Raw genomic sequence first — 20,237 nt, forward strand, 5'->3', positions numbered from 1 at the left:
ACCGCACCATTCTCCCAGACCGACTCACGCCCAGGAAAACCGCTTTACCCACCATGGGATACTGGCCGGGTATATCCATCCCCACGAGGAGAACGGCACCCATTCCTATGGCCTCGGTCACGTCCCTCAGCGACTCCGTCCAGCAGCACCTCGCGTCCGCCCTCTCGGCCACCCTGCCGGAGGCCGCCGGCGCGGACCCGCTGCTGCGACGAAGCGACCGGGCCGACTTCCAGGTCAACGGGATCCTGGCGCTCGCCAAGAAGGCGAAGGCGAACCCGCGGGAGCTGGCGACGCAGGTCGTCTCCCGCATCGCCACCGGTGACGTGATCAAGGAGGTCGAGGTCTCCGGCCCCGGCTTCCTGAACATCGCCATCGCCGACAAGGCGATCACGGAGAACCTGGCCGCGCGCTACGCCGACGACACGGGCCGCCTCGGCGTGCCGTACGCCGAGCACCCGGGCACGACGGTCATCGACTACGCCCAGCCGAACGTGGCGAAGGAGATGCACGTCGGCCATCTGCGGTCCGCCGTCATCGGCGACGCGGTGGTCCAGCTCCTGGAGTTCACCGGCGAGAACGTGGTCCGCCGCCACCACATCGGCGACTGGGGCACCCAGTTCGGCATGCTCATCCAGTACCTGGACGAGCACCCGCACGAGCTGGACCACAAGCAGGCCCAGGTCACCGGTGACGAGGCGATGTCGAACCTCGACCGCCTCTACAAGGCGGCGCGCAAGCTGTTCGACTCCGACGAGGAGTTCAAGACCCGTGCCCGGCGCCGGGTGGTGGACCTCCAGGCCGGCGAGCCGCACACCCTCGCCATGTGGCAGAAGTTCGTGGACGAGTCGAAGATCTACTTCTTCTCCGTCTTCGAGAAGCTGGACATGGAGATCCGGGACCCGGACATCGTCGGCGAGTCGGGTTACAACGACATGCTGGCGGAGACCTGCCGCCTCCTGGAGGAGTCGGGGGTGGCGGTCCGCTCGGAGGGCGCCCTGTGCGTGTTCTTCGAGGACGTCAAGGGCCCGGACGGCAACCCGGTGCCGCTGATCGTGCAGAAGTCCGACGGCGGGTACGGCTACGCGGCCACCGACCTCTCCGCGATCCGCGACCGCGTCTTCGGCCTGAAGGCGAACACGCTCCTGTACGTGGTGGACGCCCGGCAGTCCCTGCACTTCCGGATGGTCTTCGAGACCGCCCGCCGGGCGGGCTGGCTGGGCGAGGACGTCAAGGCGCACCAGCTGGCCTTCGGCACGGTCCTCGGCAAGGACGGCAAGCCGTTCAAGACGCGTGAGGGCGAGACGGTCAAGCTGCAGGACCTCCTCGACGAGGCCGTCGACCGGGCCACGGCGGTCGTCCGGGAGAAGGCCGAGAAGGTGGGCCTGGCGGAGGACGAGATCACCGAGAACGGCCGGTACGTCGGCATCGGCGCGGTGAAGTACGCGGACCTGTCCACCTCCGCGGTCCGGGACTACAAGTTCGACCTGGACCAGATGGTCTCGCTGAACGGCGACACGTCCGTCTACCTCCAGTACGCCTACGCCCGCATCCAGTCCATCCTCCGCAAGGCGGGCGAGGCGAGCCCGGCGGCCCACCCGGAGCTCGAACTGGCCCCCGCGGAGCGGGCCCTCGGCCTGCACCTGGACCAGTTCGCGGAGACGGTGCTGGAGGTGGCGGCGACGTACGAGCCGCACAAGCTGGCGGCGTACCTGTACCAGCTGGCGTCGCTGCTCACGACCTTCTACGACCAGTGCCCGGTCCTGAAGGCGGACACGCCCGAGCAGGTCGAGAACCGCCTCTTCCTGGTCGACCTGACGGCCCGCACCCTGCACCAGGGCATGGCCCTGCTGGGGATCAGGACGCCCGAGCGCCTCTGAGGCGTGGGGCCCGGGAAAAGACAGGGCGTTGGCGGCCCCACGGGCCGCCACCCAACCCCGGCCTCAGATGCCCAGCCCCTCCGCCAGCCTCCCCAGCCCCTCCGTGATCTCGTCCGGGGTCGGGGTCACGAAGCACAGGCGGAGGGTCGAGCGGTCGGGGTCGCCGGCGTAGAAGGGGGCGCCGGGGACGTAGGCCACGTTGTGCTCGACCACGCGTGGGAGCAGGGCCGTGGTGTCGTACGCGTCCGGGAGCCTGGCCCAGAGGAACATGCCTCCCTCGGGGTGGTTCCACGTCGAGCCCTGCGGCAGGGTTGCCGGCAGGGCCGCGAGCATGGCGTCGCGGCGGTCGCGGTACGCGGCGGCGACCCGGGCGATGTGGGCGTCCAGGTCGTTGTCGGCCAGGTAGCGGGCGGCGGCGAGCTGATTGACCGTCGGGGTGTGCAGGTCGGCCGCCTGCTTGGCGATCACGCAGGCCCGGCGCAGCTCGGCGGGCGCGCGCAGCCATCCGAGGCGCATGCCGGGTGCCATGACCTTGGAGAAGCTGCCGAGCAGGACGGCACGGTCCTCGGCGCCGGGGTACGAGGCGATCCACGGCAGGCGTTCGCCCTCGAAGCGGAGTTCCCCGTACGGGTCGTCCTCGATGATCCACAGGCCGTGCCGGGCGGCGACGGCCGCGACCGCCGCTCTGCGTGCGGCCGGCATGGTGCGGCCGGTGGGGTTCTGGAAGGTGGGGACGGTGTAGAGCAGCTTGGGGTGTTCGCGCGCCACCAGTTCCTCCAGTGCCTCGGGATCGACACCGTCGGCGTCCGACGGCACGGGCAGGATCCTCGCGCCCGCGAAGCCGAAGGCTTGGAGTGCCGCCAGGTAGCAGGGGTTTTCGACAAGGACGGTGTCGCCGGGTTCGAGGAGGGCGGTGGCGAGCAGGGAGAGGGCCTGCTGCGAGCCGGTGGTGACGAGGATGTCGTCGGGGTCCGTGGTCAGGCCGCGCGCGGTCGTGCGGGCGGCGAGCGCGGTCCGCAGCGCGGGCTCGCCTTCCGTCGTGGAGTACTGGAGGGCCTGTGCGGGCGCCTCGGCGAGCACCGCGCGGTACGCGTGAGCGATCCCGTCCGTGTCGAACAGCTCGGGTGCCGGCAGCCCGCCCGCGAAGTTGACGACCTCGGGGCGGGCGGTGACGGCGAGGATGTCCCGTACGGGGGAGCCGCCGATCGAGCGGGTCCGCGCCGCGAGCGGCGGCACGGGGGCGGGGTTGGGCGCGGGCTCGGTGACCGTCATGGCACGGCTCCTTCGGCTGCTGCGGCGACGTCTCGTACCCGCAGCCTAGGGATGTACGTGCTGTCTACAGGCAGGTTTCCGTGATGCGGACGCGACAGCACGCTGCGGCCCGGTTCAGGGCTTGTTGCCGACGGCCGCGTACACGTTGATGTCGGCGTCCGTGACGTCGTTGATGTCGGCGTACCGGACCTTGTCGATGGCGTCGAGGGTTGCCAGGTGGCCCGGCTCCGGCTGCTCGGGGACGGGGGCGGCGTTGTCGGGGCGCCAGTGGTGGGCCGGGACGACACCCGGGTCGGCGAGCTCCAGGCCGGTGTCCGTGAAGAACCGCTCGACCTCGGCCTTGGAACGCAGCACGAAGGTGAAGCCGCGTTCGGTGTACGTCCGCTGCACCGCGCGGATGTTCTCGGGGTTGAGGTCCTCGGTGAGGTGGCTGAGGACCAGCCGGCTGCCGGCGGGCAGCGCCTCGACGAGCCCGCGCACGATGGGCCGGGCCTCCTCGTCCTCGACGAAGTGCAGGACGGCCACGAGGCACAGTGCGATCGGCTGGTCGAAGTCGAGCGTCTTCGCGGCCTGTTCGAGTATGTGCGCGGGGTCCTTGAGGTCGGCGTCGATGTAGTCCGTTCGTCCCTCGGGTCCGCTGGTGAGCAGGGCTCGTGCGTGCGTGAGGACGACGGGGTCGTTGTCGACGTAGACGACCCGTGCGTCGGGGTGGGTCCGCTGGGCGATCTGGTGGACGTTCTCCGCGGTGGGCAGGCCGGTGCCGATGTCGAGGAACTGGCGGATGCCGTCCAGCTCGGTCAGCGTGGTGACGGCGCGGCGCATGAAGTCGCGGTTGTGCCGTACGTCGAGGTAGCCGCGGGGGTTGGCGGCGAGCGCGGCGGCGGCCGCGTCACGGTCGACGGGGTAGTTGTCCTTGCCGCCGAGGAAGACGTCGTAGACCCGGGCCGGATGGGCCTTGGTGGTGTCCATCCTCCTTCTCAGCTCGGCGGGGTCGTGGCTGAGGGCATCGCCGGACATAGGGGCATCTCCCTGGCAGTCGGTCGGTCGTTCAGCGGACAACCACTGAGTAACCTGCCAACTACCGGGGAGACTTGATGGTTCCCGCGGCTCCCCCGGCGGCCGAGTCGCCTACCAGTCGCCCCGCCCCAGCTTCTGCGCGGCCTCGGTAGCCCAGTAGGTGAGGATGTTCCGCGCGCCGGCCCGCTTGATGCCGGTCAGTGTCTCCAGGATCGCCCGGTCCCGGTCGACCCAGCCCTTCTCGGCGGCGGCCTCGATCATCGAGTACTCGCCGGAGATCTGGTAGGCGGCGACGGGCACGTCCACGGCGTCCGCGACGCGGGCGAGGATGTCGAGGTAGGGGCCGGCGGGCTTGACCATCACCATGTCGGCGCCCTCCTCCAGGTCCAGCTCCAGTTCCCGCAGGGACTCACGCCAGTTCGCGGGGTCCTGCTGGTAGGTCTTGCGGTCGCCCTTGAGGGAGGAGGCGACGGCCTCGCGGAAGGGGCCGTAGAAGGCGGAGGAGTACTTGGCGGTGTAGGCGAGGATCGCGACGTCCTCGCGGCCGATCTGGTCGAGCGCGTCGCGGACGACGCCGATCTGACCGTCCATCATGCCGCTGGGGCCGACCACGTGGGCGCCGGCGTCGGCCTGGACCTGGGCCATCTCGGCGTACCGCTCCAGGGTGGCGTCGTTGTCGACCCGCCCCTGCTCGTCGAGCACCCCGCAGTGGCCGTGGTCGATGGTCTCGTCGAGACACAGGTCGGACATGACGAGCAGCTCGTCCCCGACCTCGGCCCGCACATCACGGATCGCGACCTGGAGAATCCCGTCCGGATCGGTCCCCGGCGTCCCGAGAGCGTCCTTCTTGCTCTCCTCGGGCACGCCGAACAGCATGATCCCCGAGATCCCGGCCGCCACGGCCTCCGCCGCCGCCTTCTTCAGACTGTCCCGGGTGTGCTGTACGACACCGGGCATGGCGGCGATCGGCACGGGCTCGCTCACGTCCTCCCGGACGAACGCCGGGAGGATGAAGTCGGCGGGGTGCAGCCGCGTCTCGGCGACCATCCGCCGCATGACGGGCGAGGTCCGCAGCCGCCGGGGACGCGTACCGGGAAAGGATCCGTACTTCGTCATGCCCTCTACGCTACGCCCGCCGACCCCGTGCCTTTGCCGACGCCCAGTCGGCCCGGGGACGGCTCCCCGGGCCGGGGGTCACGAGGAGGAGTGCCGCCAGGCCAGGACCGTCGGCTTGGTCCCCCGGGACTGCGCGAACTGGTACGGGTCGTAGACGACGTAGAGCGTGTTGTCGTAGCCCCTCGGAACGCCGAGCCCGACCGCGTCGGCCGCGAAGACGGTCGCCTTGGTGGGCCGGCGCACGTCGTTCAGGGCATAGCCGCTGATCGACCAGGTCACCAGGCGGTCCTTGGTGATCCAGTCGACCGTGTAGAAGCCGTTGAGCGTCTTGCCGACCTCGATCGGGGCGGTCCTGGCGCCGATCGTGAGCACCTTGATCCTGGCGTTCCGGTCGCCGGCACGCGGGTAGTAGGCGATGTGCCCTCCCCGGATGGCGAAGCCGCCACTGCCGGTGAACGCAGCCACCTTGTCGGCCACCGCCGACTGCTGCCTGAAGCGCAGACGGTAGGTGGTACGGGTGCTCGTCCCGCCGTCCTGCGAGGCCTTGCCCTCGGTGAGGTAGAGCGTGGTGCCGTCCACATCCAGCTGGCCGAGGCTGTTCCGGGTCAGGAGGCGTACGGCCTTGCCCTTGCCCGGGGTCCAGCGGAAGACGCCCGTCCTGCCCGCGGTCAGGGCCTGCTCCCACACGAAGGAGCCGTTGTCGGCCAGCGGGTGCGGCACCAGGCTCTGGGAGCCGGCGTGCGCCGACTGGGCGAGCAGCACGGGCTTGCGGGACGTGAGGGGCTGGCCGTAAAGCCGCCAGCTGTAGCAGTCCGAGACCTCTGACTTGGCTTCCCCGCAAGCCGTGCCGTCAAGTTGGCGGCTCTGCACGCGGAGCAACCAGCCCGACCCCAAGGTGACCGTGGCCGCCGCCCAGCCGGACGGTGGCTGCTGGTAACGCCGCACCTTGCCGGTGCCGGAGTCCACCACCCAGGTCTGCGAGGCCTGCCCGTCGGAGTCCTGCTCGCTGGGCGGGATGGCCAGGAAGGCCAGCTCCTTTCCGGACCTGACCACGCCGGTGCCTCCGATGTTCCAGCCTCTGGGCATGCCGAAGGTGCCGTCGGGCGCGAGGTCGGCCAAGACGTTCGGCACCGGGGAGACCGGCTTCAGCCGCAGGGAACTCAGCGCGGTCGTCGAGTCCGAACTCCGTTCGACAGCGGCGGAGTTGCCATCGCATCCGGAGACCAGCAGTGCCGCCGCGCACAGCAGCGGCACCACCAGCCGAGAGCGTCGGAGCATTACCACACCAGCTCATTGTCGGCCTTGCCGTCGTTGTCGTACCTGGCGTTCATCGCGGCGTACACGTACTTGCGGTTGACCACGTGACGACCGTACAGGGCGGTGGCGTCGATCGGGTCGAAGTACTTGATGGAGACGCCGTCACTGCCGTAGCCGTAGAGGCTGATGAAGTGCAGCCCGTGGTAGCCGACGTTGTTCCACATCGGCAGGGAGTGTCCCTGCACCAGCGGGATCAGCGGGGCCTTGAAGGCGCTGCCGACATCGACCTTTGTGCGGGCGAAGAGGTCTTTCGCGCTCTTCGTGGTCTTGTCGTCGTAGTAGTGGTTGCGACTCTCGTAGGTGTTCAGGGCCGGGTAGATCTTCGAGGCGTACGTGCCGGCGACGGTCGTGTGCATGGAAGCGGCCATCGCGCCCTGGTCCTTGGTGACACCGAAGGCGGTGAGCGTGGCGCGTCCGGCGGCCGGACCGCACCAGTACGAGCGCTTCTGCATCTGCGTGGTGATGGTGAGCGTCTTGTACGTGACGGCGGCGGTCGCACCGCTCGCATCCGTCGCGGTGGCGTCGTCGTCCGGCAGCCCGACCGTCTCGGCCGCCACCCGCCAGGCCTTGGCGCTCACGGCGTCCTTGCCCTCGGTGTCCGACGCGGCGTCGTCAGCGGCGTCCGTGATCGCCCCGGAGATGGCGTTCGACGTGGCCATCTCCGTCGACGAGGCGTCGGTGTCGTCGGGCCCCTCGGAGTCGTCGGCGGCGAAGGCGGGGCCTGTCGCGAGGCCGGTGGTGAGCAGACCGGCGGTCAGCGCGCCCACCAGGGCCAGTCGGCGACGTCCAGGCATGGTTTCTCCCCCTTGAGAAAGCGCTGTCAAGAGCGCCGTTGATCAAGTCGTCGCGACAGTCAAACGGGCGAGAAGCAGCGGCACATCGGCCTGTCAGCCAGTTACTGATCAGTAATTACCCGATGCTGCCGAGGACTTGAGCCAGCACCACCGCGCACGCGATCTCCACTCGGCTGGTCGCCTCCAGATGCCGCAGCACATCTGCCACATGCGCCCGCGCCGTCCGCCTACTGATCAACAACCGGCCGGCGATCTCCGGATCGCTCAGCCCGCCCGCCACCAGCTCGGCGACCTGCCGCTGGCGCGGACTGAGCCGTGACAGCAGACGCGCTCTGGCGCGATGCCCCGCGACGATCCCATCGAGTGGCAGGCCCCCGTAGCTCATGCACTCCCCCTCACCCCGCACCCCGCACCCCGCACCCATGCCAGTCAAGCATGGACATGACGTGAGGATGGCTTGAGTGGTCATGTATGTCGGAGGTCACGGAAACTGCCGAGCTCCTGGGACGGGGCGTTCTCCGCACGTGCCCGGCCGTCCGCCCTCAGTGTCCGCCGAGCCCCGCGAGCACGCGATCCACGATCTCCTTGCGGTCATTGGCGCGAGACGCCCGGGAACGGAACTCGTCCAAGCGGCGGACCACGCTGAGCGGAACGTCCTCCACTGCCATGTCGTCCACACACTGGGCTACGGCCCGAAGCCCCCAGTACTGGTTGAAGGGGAGCGGCTCGACGACCGCCGCGTCGACCAGCGCGCCCAGCGCCTCCGGCTCGGGCAGCCCGTACAGGCGCGCGTAGGCCGCCAAGCGCAGTCCGGCGTCCTGGGAGCCCAGCACCTCACCGGCGTCGAAGTCGCGGACACGCTGCGTCGCACGCACCAGGCGGGCGAAGATCTGGTCCATCCGGTGGTTCCGCGCCGGGCCGCTGCGCTGCTCCAGGCGTACGTTGACGTATTCGGCGGCCAGTTCCCGGACCACTTCCCAGGCCGCGGTGTCGTCCACGGCCCCGCGGTCAGGACCGTCACCGACGAGTGCCGCGTTCGCCGTGCGCTGGACGGCCTCGATCCTGCGCTCGATGTCCCGGAACTCGATCTTTCCGATGCCCGGCACCTCGATGCTCCGGAACAGCTCCCCGAGCCACGGCACCACGGCCACCACCAGCAGCATCACCGTGACCCCGTCGATCCGCAGGCCGGGCGCCAGAACGTGCACGACCGCGAGCCCGATGCCGACGCACGTCAGCACCACCGCGCCGGCACGGCGCCGCAACCAGTGACCCACCCCGGCGCGCCCCTCCCGCTCTCCCTCACCCATGCGGGCCAGCATCGCAGACCTGTGACGGCGCGGCGGGCCCTCCGCGATCTGGGGGCCAACGGCTCCCGTGTCGTCGTTTCCCGCCTGAGCACCCATCGGCCCCATGGGCAAGCACTCCGGACCCGGCTTTCCGGCGCCCTGTCGGCCCGAGCGGGGCGTGGCGGAACGGGCTCAGCGATTACAGGATCACCTGGAAGGCCGGCCGGCGCCCACGGCGTCCGCCGGGCCTGAAGCCGGCGGCGCGCCCTGCACGCGGGTCGCCCGGTGGACCAGGCCCCGCACACCGGCTGACAGCGCCCAGACCAACAGCGGGAACGCCGCCACCCGTTCCATGCCCCCCATCCCGAGTCCGAGGTAGTGGAAGGAGAGGAAGAGCCCGAAGGCCGTCATCGCCGTCACTCCCAGCAGGCTGGTCGCCCAGCGCAGCGGACCCGGTACATCGTCCGCCAGGCCGGCTCCCGCCACCACGAGCCCGATGTTGCCCAGGCCCATGACGAACAGCGCACCCAGGGCATGCTGGTTCTCGTGGACGTCCGCGGGTGCCAGCCCGGCCAGCACGAATCCCACGCCGGCACAGCCCAGCAGGCACCGGGCCACGATCGCGGTCTTGCCTCTGCGCCACAGAGCCCCGGCCAAGACGACGCCGACGACGAGCAGCGTTCCCAGGGCTACGAACGAGGCGTTCATCAGGCCGTGCTCGGGCGAGCAGATGTAGCGGGGCTCGGGTTCCGACTGCATGGCACAGTGGGCGTTGCCCAAGTCGCTGATGTTGTTCCGCGCCCAGCTGTACGGCCTGGTCCAGGCCGCCCCGACGACCACCTGGGCCACGAAGAACTGCACCACACCCGCGATCCAGGCGAGGTATCCGATCCGAGTCTTCAACTGTCCACTTTCTCCCGCACGTTTCACGTACGAACAGCGGATCATGAACGACCGGCCTCGGGCACTCCGGCAAGCCCCCGGTCACGAGGTGGGGCAGACCCCACGTGGCGGCCACGGCAAAGGGTTCACAGCGGTCCGCGTCGTCATGAGAACACCCCGCCGTCCCCTCTTCGGGACGGCGGGGCGTTCGGGCTCCTGCTCATGGCAGACCGCGGGACACGGCTAGGTCGTCGACCGCCGCCTCCGCGCCCCCGGCCGACGCTCGCTCGGACGCGTCACCGGGTCCCCCGCCTCGAGGGCGGCGGCGCGGCGCTTCATGCCGAAGTCGGCCAGGGCCTCCGCCAGCTTCAGGACGGACGGTTCGGGGGCCATGACGTCGACGCGCAGGCCGTGTTCCTCGGCCGTCTTGGCCGTGGCCGGGCCGATGCAGGCGATCACCGTCACGTTGTGCGGCTTGCCGGCGATGCCGACCAGGTTGCGGACCGTGGAGGAGGAGGTGAAGAGCACCGCGTCGAAGCCGCCGCCCTTGATGGCCTCGCGGGTCTCCGCCGGGGGCGGCGAGGCGCGGACCGTGCGGTAGGCCGTGACGTCGTCGACCTCCCAGCCGAGCTCGATGAGGCCGGCGACCAGGGTCTCCGTGGCGATGTCCGCCCGCGGGAGGAACACGCGGTCGATCGGGTCGAAGACCGGGTCGTAGGGGGGCCAGTCCTCCAGGAGGCCGGCCGCCGACTGCTCACCGCTCGGGACCAGGTCGGGCTTCACGCCGAAGGCGACCAGCGCCTTGGCGGTCTGCTCGCCCACCGCGGCCACCTTGATGCCCGCGAAGGCGCGCGCGTCGAGGCCGTACTCCTCGAACTTCTCCCGGACGGCCTTGACCGCGTTGACCGAGGTGAACGCGATCCACTCGTAGCGGCCCGTTACCAGGCCCTTGACCGCCCGCTCCATCTGCTGCGGCGTGCGCGGCGGTTCGACCGCGATGGTCGGCACCTCGTGGGGGACGGCCCCGTAGGAGCGCAGCTGGTCGGAGAGCGACACCGCCTGCTCCTTGGTGCGCGGCACGAGGACCTTCCAGCCGAACAGGGGCTTGGACTCGAACCAGGAGAGCTGGTCGCGCTGGGCGGTGGCGGAGCGCTCGCCGACCACGGCTATCACCGGCCGGCCGCCCTCGGGTGACGGCAGCACCTTGGCCTGCTTGAAGGTCTGCGCGATCGTGCCGAGAGTCGCCGTCCAGGTGCGCTGGCGGGTGGTCGTACCGGCGATGGTGACCGTCAGCGGGGTGTCCGGCTTGCGGCCGGCCGCCACCAGTTCGCCCGCGGCGGCGGCCACGGAGTCCAGCGTGGTGGAGACCACGACCGTGCCGTCGGAGGCGCCCACCTCGGTCCAGCAGCGGTCGGACGCCGTACGGGCGTCCACGAACCGGACGTCCGCGCCCTGCGCGTCGCGCAGCGGCACACCGGCGTACGCGGGTACGCCGACGGCGGTCGCGATGCCGGGGACGACCTCGAAGGGCACCCCGGCGGAGGCGCAGGCGAGCATCTCCTCGGCCGCGTACGTGTCGAGTCCGGGGTCCCCGGACACCGCACGGACGACCCGCCTGCCGCCCCGCGCGGCCTCCATGACAAGATGAGCGGCATCCCGCGCGGGCGGGACGGCTGCGGTTGCTGACGTGCCGTCAACGACCGTCAGCTGAGGTGTGCCCGTGGGCGGATACGTGTCCCCGGAAGGATCCGTGTCCGTATGCACGACGGAGACGCCTTGCCTGGCGTGCGCGCGGATCACGTCGAGCACGTCGTGTTCGGCGACGAGGACGTCCGCGTTCGCCAGCGCCTCCACGGCGCGCAGAGTCAGCAGTCCCGGATCCCCGGGTCCGGCACCGAGGAAGGTGACGTGCCCGTGTTCCGGACCGGCGGCGGGAAGGGTGGTGGGGCTCAATGTGCTCGCTCCCCCATCAGACCGGCCGCGCCCTGGGCAAGCATCTCGGTGGCGAGTTCGCGACCGAGCTCCGTTGCCTGGTCATGTGTCCCGGGCACGGGACCGGTGGTGGACATCTGCACCGTGCGGGTGCCGTCGGGGGTGCCGACGACGCCGCGCAGGCGCATTTCCTTGACAATCTGCCCGTCGGCCAGCAAGTCGGCCAGTGCGCCCACAGGGGCGCTGCAGCCGGCTTCCAGGGCGGCGAGCAGGGACCGTTCGGCGGTCACGGCGGCCCGGGTGAAGGGGTCGTCGAGTACGCCGAGTGCGGCGATCAGGTCCGCGTCGTCCGCGGCGCATTCGATCGCCAGTGCCCCCTGGCCGGGGGCGGGCAGAACGGTGTCGACCGACAGGAAGTCGGTCACCTCGTCGATCCGGCCTATCCGGCTCAGGCCGGCGGCGGCGAGGACGACGGCGTCGAGTTCGCCGTCGCGGACGTATCCGATGCGCGTGTCCACGTTGCCGCGGATCGGGACCGTGCGTATGTCCAGTCCGTGGGTGCGCGCGTACGCGTTCAGTTGCGCCATGCGGCGCGGCGAGCCGGTGCCGATGCGGGCGCCGCGGGGGAGGTCGGTGAACTTCAGCGCGTCCCGGGCGACGATCACGTCCCGCGGGTCCTCGCGGACCGGTATGGCGGCCAGCGCCAGTTCCCCGGGCTGCGTGGTCGGCAGGTCCTTCAACGAGTGCACCGCGAAGTCGACCTCGCCCTTGAGCAGGGCGTCGCGCAGCGCGGTGACGAAGACGCCGGTGCCGCCGATCTGGGCGAGGTGTTCGCGGGAGACGTCGCCGTACGTGGTGATCTCGACGAGCTCGACGGGCCGCCCGGTCACCTGGCTCACGGCATCCGCCACTTGCCCGGACTGGGCCATGGCGAGCCTGCTCCGCCTGGTCCCGAGTCTCAGTGCCTTGGTACTCATGCTGGCCCTCGGTTCTTGCCGTTCTTCTCGGAGTCGTGGTCGGCCCGGGAGACGGCGGCCACCGTCTCGGGGTCGAGGTCGAACAGGGTGCGCAGCGCGTCCGCGTACCCGGCGCCGCCGGGCTCGGCCGCGAGTTGCTTGACCCGGACGGTCGGCGCGTGCAGCAGCTTGTCGACGACGCGGTGCACGGCCTGGCGGATCTCGCCGCGCTGGCGGTCGTCCAGGTCGGGCAGCCGTCCGTAGAGCCGGGCGATCTCGCTGGAGACCACGTCGGCGGCCATGGTGCGCAGGGCGACCACGGTCGGCGTGATGTGCGCGGCTCGCTGAGCGGCACCGAAGGCGGCGACCTCGTCGGAGACGATACGGCGTACCTGGTCGACGTCGGCCGCCATCGGTGCGTCGGCGGAAGCCTCGGCCAGCGACTCTATGTCCACGAGCCGCACTCCGGCCAATCGGTGCACGGCCGCGTCGATGTCGCGGGGCATCGCCAGGTCGAGGAGGAAGAGCGCGGGGGCGGGACGGGGTATCTCCGCGGCCGGCTCGGGCCTGCGGCGCTCGGGGATGCGGCCGCCGCCGGCGACGGTCGCGGCGAGCGCGGTGATCAGCTCGGCGTCGGCCTCGGGGCCGCGGCGGGTGGCGCCCCGGCGGTCGACGGTGGCGTTGTCCACCCAGGCGCCGTGCTGCTCGAGCGTCGCCGCGTCGATGCCGGCGACGGCGGCCTCCCCCATCACGGAGAAGCCGGTGGCGCCCGGTACGGCGGACAGGTCGAGCGGGCAGCCGTCGTCGGTGCCCGCGGCCGGCGGCTGGGCCGGTCGTACGTCGGCCGGGGCGGGTGTACGGACCTCGCCGTCCGCCGCCGTGAACTCGCCGGTGCGGCCCTCGACCGCGTTCGCGATCGCCTCGGCCGACAGGACCAGGCCCGTCGCCCCGGTGCAGGAGACGGCGATGTCGGCACGTGTCAGCTCGGACGCGACGGCGCCCATCGGTACCGCGCGGGCCCGTACGCCCGTGTCGTCGCCCTCGGTGAGGATCTGTGCGAGGCGTTCGGCTCGGTCCTGGGTCCGGTTGGCGACGACGACCTCGGCGGCCCCGGCGCGCGCGAGCGTGGCCGCGGCCAGGGAGGACATCGACCCGGCGCCGATGACCAGGGCCTTCTTGCCGCGGGCCCAGGCCTCGACCGGTGTGCCGAGGGCCAGCTGCTCCAGGCCGAAGGTGACCAGGGACTGGCCGGCGCGGTCGATGCCGGTCTCGGAGTGGGCGCGCTTGCCGACCCGCAGGGCCTGCTGGAACAGGTCGTTGAGCAGGCGTCCGGCGGTGTGCAGGTCCTGCGCGCGGGCCAGGGAGTCCTTGATCTGGCCGAGGATCTGGCCCTCGCCGACGACCATCGAGTCCAGTCCGCAGGCCACCGAGAAGAGGTGGTGGACGGCCCGGTCCTCGTAGTGCACGTAGAGGTAGGGGGTGAGCTCGTCCAGGCCGACGCCGCTGTGCCGGGCGAGCAGCGTGGACAGCTCGGCGACACCGGCGTGGAACTTGTCCACGTCGGCGTACAGCTCGATGCGGTTGCAGGTGGCGAGCAGCGCGGCCTCGGTGGCCGGTTCGGCGGCGACCGTGTCGTGCAGCAGCTTGACCTGGGCGTCCGTGGAGAGCGCGGCGCGTTCGAGGACGCTGACCGGGGCGCTGCGGTGACTCAGTCCGACGACGAGGAGACTCATGCCGGCATCACGGCGGGCACGTCCCCGTCGGGTCCCTGGTCGGCGGACTTGGCGCGGGTGGCGGCGGGCAGCGCGCCGTCGCCGGCGGCGGTCTCCTCGCCGGCCTTGCGCTGCTCGTGGAAGGCGAGGATCTGCAGCTCGATGGAGAGGTCGACCTTGCGCACGTCGACGCCGTCGGGGACGGCCAGGACGGTCGGCGCGAAGTTCAGGATGGAGGTGACACCGGCGGCGACGAGACGGTCGCAGACCTGCTGGGCGGCGCCCGCGGGGGTGGCGATCACGCCGATGGAGACGCCGTTGTCCGTGATGATCTTCTCGAGCTCGTCGCTGTGCTGCACGGGGATGCCCGCGACGGGCTTCCCGGCCATGGCGGGGTCGGCGTCGATCAGCGCGGCGACCCGGAAGCCGCGCGAGGCGAACCCGCCGTAGTTGGCGAGGGCGGCGCCGAGGTTGCCGATACCGACGATGACGACCGGCCAGTCCTGGGTCAGGCCCAGCTCGCGGGAGATCTGGTAGACGAGGTACTCGACGTCGTAGCCGACACCGCGCGTTCCGTACGAACCCAGGTAGGAGAAGTCCTTGCGCAGCTTCGCGGAGTTCACTCCCGCGGCGGCGGCCAGCTCCTCGGAGGAGACCGTGGGCACCGAGCGCTCCGAGAGTGCCGTGAGGGCTCGGAGGTACAGCGGAAGCCTGGCGACGGTGGCCTCGGGAATCCCTCGGCTGCGGGTCGCCGGTCGGTGAGTTCGGCCAGTTGCCACGGTGCTCCTGCGGGTAGAGCGGGGCTGCAGGCGGTCACACGTCCCCAGACCGCCCCGTCGAATGCAGGCTATGTCTTTGTGAACGCGTGCACAAAGATGGTGTCCGTTTTGCCCGCCCAACGTGACCGGGCTCACGCACCTCGCTCGTGGGGGCAAAACCGACACACTCCTCGTGATTCCCGCCCCCGAGACCAAGCCGCCATCGATCCTAAGCCAGGTTCCGCATGACTTGGACTAGTCGGTCAGTTCCTTGCGGAGGCGACCCTCGTCCACCCGCCAGAAGGTGTGCTGCCTGCCGTCGACCAGGACGACGGGGATCTGCTCCCAGTACTGGTCGTGAAGCGCCTGGTCCTGGGTGATGTCCTTCTGCTCCCAGGGCACGCCCAGATCGCCGCAGACCTTCTCGATCACGGCCTGCGCGTCGTCGCACAGATGGCAGCCGGGCTTCCGGATCAGCGTGACGAGCCGGTCGCCCGGCGCGCCCTTACGTCGAAAGAGGGGACTCATGAGGGCCATTCTCCCGCCGGTTTAACGACACGGTCGCGGAGAGTTCACAGCGTCCCAACCTCGCCGCGCCGGAACCCCCGAACAAACTGGCTATGCTCACGCCATGGCCGCTCTCGGATGGCTCACTCCCCGTAGGCGCTCCGCCACGGCGCGGAGCGTGTTGGCAGGCGAGGCCTCGGCGGAGGCCGCGCGCAAGTCCTCGCAGGACCTTCTGGACGTCGTGGACGTGCCGGACGCCCAGGACACCGACGTCACGGACCGGGAACCGGAGTTCCCGGTGCTCGGCGACGACAAGGCCGCCGCGTTCTTCGACCTGGACAACACGGTGATGCAGGGCGCCGCGCTGTTCCACTTCGGGCGGGGCCTGTACAAGCGGAAGTTCTTCGAGACCCGCGACCTGGCGAAGTTCGCCTGGCAGCAGGCCTGGTTCCGGCTGGCCGGGGTCGAGGACCCCGAGCACATGCAGGACGCGCGCGATTCCGCACTGTCGATCGTCAAGGGCCACCGGGTGGCCGAGCTGGAGTCGATCGGCGAGGAGATCTACGACGAGTACATGGCCGACCGCATCTGGCCGGGCACCCGGGCGCTGGCCCAGGCCCACCTGGACGCGGGCCAGAAGGTGTGGCTGGTCACGGCGGCCCCGGTGGAGATCGCGCAGGTCATCGCGCGGCGGCTGGGCCTGACGGGTGCGCTGGGCACGGTGGCGGAGTCGGTCGACGGCGTCTACACCGGCAAGCTGGTCGGCGAGCCCCTGCACGGCCCCGCCAAGGCGGAGGCGGTGCGCGCGCTGGCCGCGGCGGAGGGCCTGGACCTGTCCCGCTGCGCCGCCTACAGCGACTCCCACAACGACATCCCGATGCTCTCCCTCGTCGGCCACCCCTACGCCATCAACCCGGACGCCAAGCTGCGCAAGCACGCCCGGGACAAGGACTGGCGCCTGCGGGACTACCGCACCGGCCGCAAGGCGGCGAAGGTCGGCATCCCCGCGGCGGCGGGTGTCGGCGCCGTGGCGGGCGGCACCGCGGCGGCGATCGCCCTGCACCGGCGCCGCCGGTAGCCGACGCGCCCTCCCGCGCAGTCGAACACGGGTCGGGTGGGGGATACCCCATCCGCACCCCGACGCGCCCACGGTTCGCCGAAATCCACACCTTTCCGATCAGCAATCGATCACGCTTCGACATGCGAAGGGGCGTCAAACGGTTACGGAAGCGACGTAATCGATGATTTGAGCAACTGGGCGTAGCAGCGCCTGTACGAAGCGTTATTCTCCTGGGACGCAATCCGGTACCCCTCCGTCGCTACGACGGGTGAAAGGTCCCGTACTGCACGTGATGGAAGCTCTGCCTCTGGGAGTCCCGTGTACCCACACGTCGGGGTTGACGCCTCGGGCCTGGCTGCGCTGCGCGCGACGGTCGCGACGGTCAAAGCGTCGTTGCGCGACTTCGCCCCCACCGCGTACGCCGTCCCCGCCTTCGCCGCCGCCGCGCCCGTAGGCCCGTGCTACGCACTGGCCGAGGGCGGCGCCGCGGTGGGCAGACGAGGGCGCGCGACCGGCTCGGCCAGCACGCGCCGCCCGGCCGCGGACAGCGACAGCGCCCGGATGATGGACCTCGTGGAGCGCGCCCAGGCCGGCGAGGCCGACGCCTTCGGACGGCTCTACGACCAGTACAGCGACACGGTGTACCGGTACATCTACTACCGGGTCGGCGGCCGGGCCACCGCCGAGGACCTCACCAGTGAGACCTTTCTGCGTGCCCTGCGCCGGATCGGCACCTTCACCTGGCAGGGCCGCGACTTCGGCGCCTGGCTCGTCACCATCGCCCGCAACCTGGTCGCCGACCACTTCAAGTCCAGCCGCTTCCGCCTCGAGGTCACCACCGGCGAGATGCTCGACGCCAACGAGGTCGAGCGCTCCCCCGAGGACTCGGTCCTGGAGTCCCTCTCCAACGCCGCCCTCCTGGACGCCGTACGACGGCTCAACCCCCAGCAGCAGGAGTGCGTGACCCTCCGCTTCCTCCAGGGCCTCTCCGTCGCCGAGACCGCCCGGGTCATGGGCAAGAACGAGGGCGCCATCAAGACCCTCCAGTACCGGGCCGTGCGCACGCTCGCCCGGCTGCTGCCGGACGACGCGCGCTGACCGCGAGCGCCACGCGGCGACGTTGGGCGACGCCCAACTCACGTTGCGTGAAAGCCGTTTGACTTTCCGATCCGGCCGTCCGTCGTCCGTAACCCAAGTGGCGCGCCAGTCGTTGTTCGGGATACAGGCTCCCTGTGGTCACGTCCTGGTCGACCATGCTCACTCGTACGTGTGGATCGGTCGAGGGCGTGCAACCCTCAGGACCCCCTGGGGAGTCGACCGTCATGACGAGAGGAGGTGCCGCCAGTGATCGCGAACGTATCGGCGCACCGGCGGGCGAACGCCTTCGCCCAGGCCCTGGAGGAGCAGTCCGACCGGGACACGGTGGCCGAGCAGACCGAAGGACCGGCGCGACCGGACCCGGCCACCGCGGAACAGACCGAGCGGGGCCGGCTGTTGGCCCTCGCCGGAGGTCTCGGCGCGCTGCCCAAGCCGCAGCTCGACCCCGACGTCAAGGTCGTCCAGCGGGCTCAGCTGGTGGCCGCGATGGAGGCCATGCTGCGGGAGGGCACCGCGGGCGGGGCGGCGGACGCTTCGGTGCCCGGGCAACGAGCTCACCGGGCGCGCGGCGGCCATCGGGCGAGCCCGCTGGGGAAGCTGCGACCGCGTTCACGGCTGGCCAAGGGACTCGCCGCGGGCGGGCTGAGCGTCGGTGTGGCCGCGGGGGCGTTCGGCGGGGTCGCCGCCGCGAGTTCCGACGCCCTGCCCGGCGACTCGCTGTACGGCCTCAAGCGCGGCATCGAGGACTTCAAGCTCAACTACATGTCCGACGGGGACAGCGAGCGTGGTCAGCGCTATCTCGACCAGGCCTCGACCCGGCTGGGCGAGGCGCGGCGGCTGATGGAACGCGGCCGCGGCGGGCACCTCGACCACGAGTCCATCGGTGAGATCCGCCGCACGCTGTCCGGCATGCGGCACGACGTGTCCGAAGGCCACCGGCTGCTGCACGCGGCGTACGAGCGCGACCCGGACTCGCTGGGCCCCATCCAGGTCCTCTCCGCGTTCTCACGGTCCCACCGCGAGGCGTGGGGCGCCCTCCGCGACAAGCTGCCCGTCCAGCTCGGGGACGTCAGTCAGCAGGTCTCGTCGGTGTTCGACGCCATAGACGAAGAGGTCGCCCCGCTGCAGTCCCTGCTTCCCCAGCAGCCCGCCCAGTCCGGCGACGGCAAGCGGCAGGGCCCGGGCAGGACGCCCAGCAGCTCCTCCGGCACGCACCGGTCGACCACGCCCGGCGCCGGTTCCGCCTCCGGCCACCAGTCGAGCCCCGGCAGCCCCAGCGGCTCCGCCTCCGGCAGCACCGGCGACGGTCTGATCGACGGCAGTACGGGCGGCCTGCTCGACCCGCCGAAGAGCAGCGGCAGCGCCTCCCCGTCCACGAGCAAGGGCCCGATCCCCGCACCGGACGTCACCGTCCCACCCCTCCTCCCGGGCCTCCTGCCCGGCCTGGGCATCGACGGCGAGAACAACAGCGGCAGCAGCAGCGGCAGCAGCAACAACTAGCGGCACGAGAGCGGGGGCGCCCACGCCACGAGGGGCGCCCCCGTCGCCGTACCAGCCCCCTCAGGGGAAACAGCGAGCCTCAGAAGAACACCGACCGCCGCTGCACCAGCAACTTGTACAGCGTGTGCTGGATCTGTTCCCTGACCTGGTCGGTCAGGTTGAACATCAGCATCGGGTCCTCGGCGGCCTCCGGCGGATAGCCGTCCGTGGGGATCGGCTCGCCGAACTGAATCGTCCACTTCGTGGGGAGAGGAATCGCACCCAGCGGACCCAGCCACGGGAAGGTGGGGGTCAGCGGGAAGTACGGGAAGCCGAGGAGCCGCGCCAGGGTCTTGGCGTTGCCCAGCATCGGGTAGATCTCCTCCGCCCCGACGATCGAGCAGGGGACGATCGGAACGCCCTTGCGCAGGGCCGTGGAGACGAAACCGCCCCGGCCGAACCGCTGGAGCTTGTAACGCTCGCTGAAGGGCTTCCCGATGCCCTTGAAGCCCTCCGGCATGACCCCGACCAGTTCGCCCTGTCCCAGCAGCCCCTCCGCGTCCTCCGCGCACGCCAGGGTGTGGCCCAGCTTGCGGGCGAGCTCGTTGACCACCGGCAGCACGAAGACCAGGTCGGCGGCGAGCAGCCGCAGGTGCCGGTTCGCCGGGTGGTGGTCGTGCACGGCGACCTGCATCATCAGGCCGTCCAACGGCAGCGTCCCGGAGTGGTTGGCGACGATCAGCGCGCCACCCTCGGCCGGGATGTTCTCGACGCCCTTCACCTCGACCCGGAAGTACTTCTCGTACACCGGGCGCAGCAGGGACATCAGGACCTGGTCGGTGAGCTCCGCGTCGTAGCCGAAGTCGTCGACCTCGTAGTCCCCGGTGAGCCGGCGGCGCAGGAAGGACAGGCCGGCGGCGACACGCCGCTCCAGGTCGCCGGCGGGGCCCGGGGCCGCCGGCTTCTCGAGCGGCGTCTCCTCGCTGGTCACGGGGGCGTCCTTGGGCTCGGCCGCCCGGTTGGGCAGCGGCTGGACCTCCCGGACCACGCCTCCTTCCCCGTTCCCGAGCCGGCTCCCCGCGCTCCGGCGCCGCGGCGGCCGCTGCGCGGCGCCCCCGCGGGACCGGTCGTCGTCGAACGGAATAACCTTGGCGTCCGCCATCGTTGCTGC

Annotated in this window: 18 protein-coding genes; 4 read left to right on the forward strand and 14 right to left on the reverse strand. The window is 71.0% G+C overall.

Translation table 11 applies throughout. The features are described 5' to 3' along the window. Positions 1 to 107 precede the first annotated feature (107 nt). Positions 108 to 1,877, forward strand: coding sequence for an arginine--tRNA ligase (gene argS / locus ACFYZQ_RS34720; RefSeq protein WP_389156686.1), 1,770 nt, complete (start codon positions 108 to 110; stop codon positions 1,875 to 1,877). A gap of 63 nt (positions 1,878 to 1,940) precedes the next feature. Here argS and ACFYZQ_RS34725 read toward each other — a convergent pair whose 3' ends face one another. The 13 genes from ACFYZQ_RS34725 to ACFYZQ_RS34785 form a co-directional block, all read right to left on the reverse strand. Beyond that, positions 1,941 to 3,149: a PLP-dependent aminotransferase family protein gene (locus ACFYZQ_RS34725; RefSeq protein WP_389156689.1), complete on the reverse strand. Its 1,209-nt coding sequence runs from the start codon at positions 3,147 to 3,149 to the stop codon at positions 1,941 to 1,943. Positions 3,150 to 3,263: 114 nt separating this feature from the next. Next, on the reverse strand, positions 3,264 to 4,166 hold the full coding sequence (locus tag ACFYZQ_RS34730) for an SAM-dependent methyltransferase (protein WP_389156692.1): 903 nt from the start codon (positions 4,164 to 4,166) through the stop codon (positions 3,264 to 3,266). A gap of 111 nt (positions 4,167 to 4,277) precedes the next feature. After that, on the reverse strand, positions 4,278 to 5,282 hold the full coding sequence (gene hemB / locus ACFYZQ_RS34735; RefSeq protein ID WP_389156695.1) for a porphobilinogen synthase: 1,005 nt from the start codon (positions 5,280 to 5,282) through the stop codon (positions 4,278 to 4,280). A gap of 78 nt (positions 5,283 to 5,360) precedes the next feature. Continuing rightward, entirely contained in the window at positions 5,361 to 6,560 is a 1,200-nt protein-coding gene (locus tag ACFYZQ_RS34740; protein WP_389156698.1) for a hypothetical protein, read from the reverse strand. After that, the gene (locus ACFYZQ_RS34745; RefSeq protein ID WP_389156700.1) at positions 6,560 to 7,393 is read right to left on the reverse strand and encodes a C39 family peptidase; all 834 of its coding nucleotides are present in this window, start codon (positions 7,391 to 7,393) and stop codon (positions 6,560 to 6,562) included. The genes ACFYZQ_RS34740 and ACFYZQ_RS34745 overlap by 1 nt, the downstream gene beginning before the upstream one ends. A gap of 115 nt (positions 7,394 to 7,508) precedes the next feature. After that, entirely contained in the window at positions 7,509 to 7,778 is a 270-nt protein-coding gene (locus tag ACFYZQ_RS34750) for a LuxR C-terminal-related transcriptional regulator (protein WP_389156703.1), read from the reverse strand. 157 nt (positions 7,779 to 7,935) lie between these two features. Further along, the gene (locus ACFYZQ_RS34755) at positions 7,936 to 8,703 is read right to left on the reverse strand and encodes a hypothetical protein (protein WP_389156706.1); all 768 of its coding nucleotides are present in this window, start codon (positions 8,701 to 8,703) and stop codon (positions 7,936 to 7,938) included. 186 nt (positions 8,704 to 8,889) lie between these two features. After that, on the reverse strand, positions 8,890 to 9,585 hold the full coding sequence (locus ACFYZQ_RS34760; RefSeq protein ID WP_389156709.1) for a DUF998 domain-containing protein: 696 nt from the start codon (positions 9,583 to 9,585) through the stop codon (positions 8,890 to 8,892). Between the two features lie 222 nt (positions 9,586 to 9,807). Then, positions 9,808 to 11,517 (reverse strand): uroporphyrinogen-III synthase, encoded by a 1,710-nt coding sequence (locus tag ACFYZQ_RS34765; RefSeq protein WP_389156711.1) that lies wholly within the window; start codon positions 11,515 to 11,517, stop codon positions 9,808 to 9,810. Then, positions 11,514 to 12,473 (reverse strand): hydroxymethylbilane synthase, encoded by a 960-nt coding sequence (gene hemC, locus ACFYZQ_RS34770; protein ID WP_389156714.1) that lies wholly within the window; start codon positions 12,471 to 12,473, stop codon positions 11,514 to 11,516. Before hemC ends, ACFYZQ_RS34765 begins: the two co-directional genes overlap by 4 nt. Beyond that, the gene (locus ACFYZQ_RS34775) at positions 12,470 to 14,185 is read right to left on the reverse strand and encodes a glutamyl-tRNA reductase (RefSeq protein ID WP_389156717.1); all 1,716 of its coding nucleotides are present in this window, start codon (positions 14,183 to 14,185) and stop codon (positions 12,470 to 12,472) included. Before ACFYZQ_RS34775 ends, hemC begins: the two co-directional genes overlap by 4 nt. Next, entirely contained in the window at positions 14,182 to 14,943 is a 762-nt protein-coding gene (locus ACFYZQ_RS34780) for a redox-sensing transcriptional repressor Rex (protein WP_389156720.1), read from the reverse strand. The genes ACFYZQ_RS34775 and ACFYZQ_RS34780 overlap by 4 nt, the downstream gene beginning before the upstream one ends. Before the next feature lie 234 nt (positions 14,944 to 15,177). Then, positions 15,178 to 15,450, reverse strand: a complete 273-nt coding sequence (locus tag ACFYZQ_RS34785) for a glutaredoxin family protein (protein ID WP_389156723.1) — start codon at positions 15,448 to 15,450, stop codon at positions 15,178 to 15,180. 103 nt (positions 15,451 to 15,553) lie between these two features. Between ACFYZQ_RS34785 and ACFYZQ_RS34790 the strand changes: the two genes are divergently transcribed. The 3 genes from ACFYZQ_RS34790 (at position 15,554) to ACFYZQ_RS34800 (ending at position 19,087) form a co-directional block, all read left to right on the forward strand. Further along, entirely contained in the window at positions 15,554 to 16,507 is a 954-nt protein-coding gene (locus ACFYZQ_RS34790) for an HAD family hydrolase (RefSeq protein ID WP_389156725.1), read from the forward strand. A gap of 300 nt (positions 16,508 to 16,807) precedes the next feature. Then, positions 16,808 to 17,587, forward strand: coding sequence for an ECF subfamily RNA polymerase sigma factor, BldN family (locus tag ACFYZQ_RS34795; RefSeq protein WP_389156727.1), 780 nt, complete (start codon positions 16,808 to 16,810; stop codon positions 17,585 to 17,587). A 246-nt stretch (positions 17,588 to 17,833) separates the two neighbouring features. After that, positions 17,834 to 19,087: a DUF5667 domain-containing protein gene (locus ACFYZQ_RS34800; protein WP_389156729.1), complete on the forward strand. Its 1,254-nt coding sequence runs from the start codon at positions 17,834 to 17,836 to the stop codon at positions 19,085 to 19,087. A 79-nt stretch (positions 19,088 to 19,166) separates the two neighbouring features. Here ACFYZQ_RS34800 and ACFYZQ_RS34805 read toward each other — a convergent pair whose 3' ends face one another. Continuing rightward, positions 19,167 to 20,228 (reverse strand): lysophospholipid acyltransferase family protein, encoded by a 1,062-nt coding sequence (locus ACFYZQ_RS34805; protein WP_389156732.1) that lies wholly within the window; start codon positions 20,226 to 20,228, stop codon positions 19,167 to 19,169. Positions 20,229 to 20,237 lie beyond the last annotated feature (9 nt).

It is taken from the genome of Streptomyces sp. NPDC001843 (genome assembly GCF_042891955.1).
Lineage (GTDB): Bacteria > Actinomycetota > Actinomycetes > Streptomycetales > Streptomycetaceae > Streptomyces.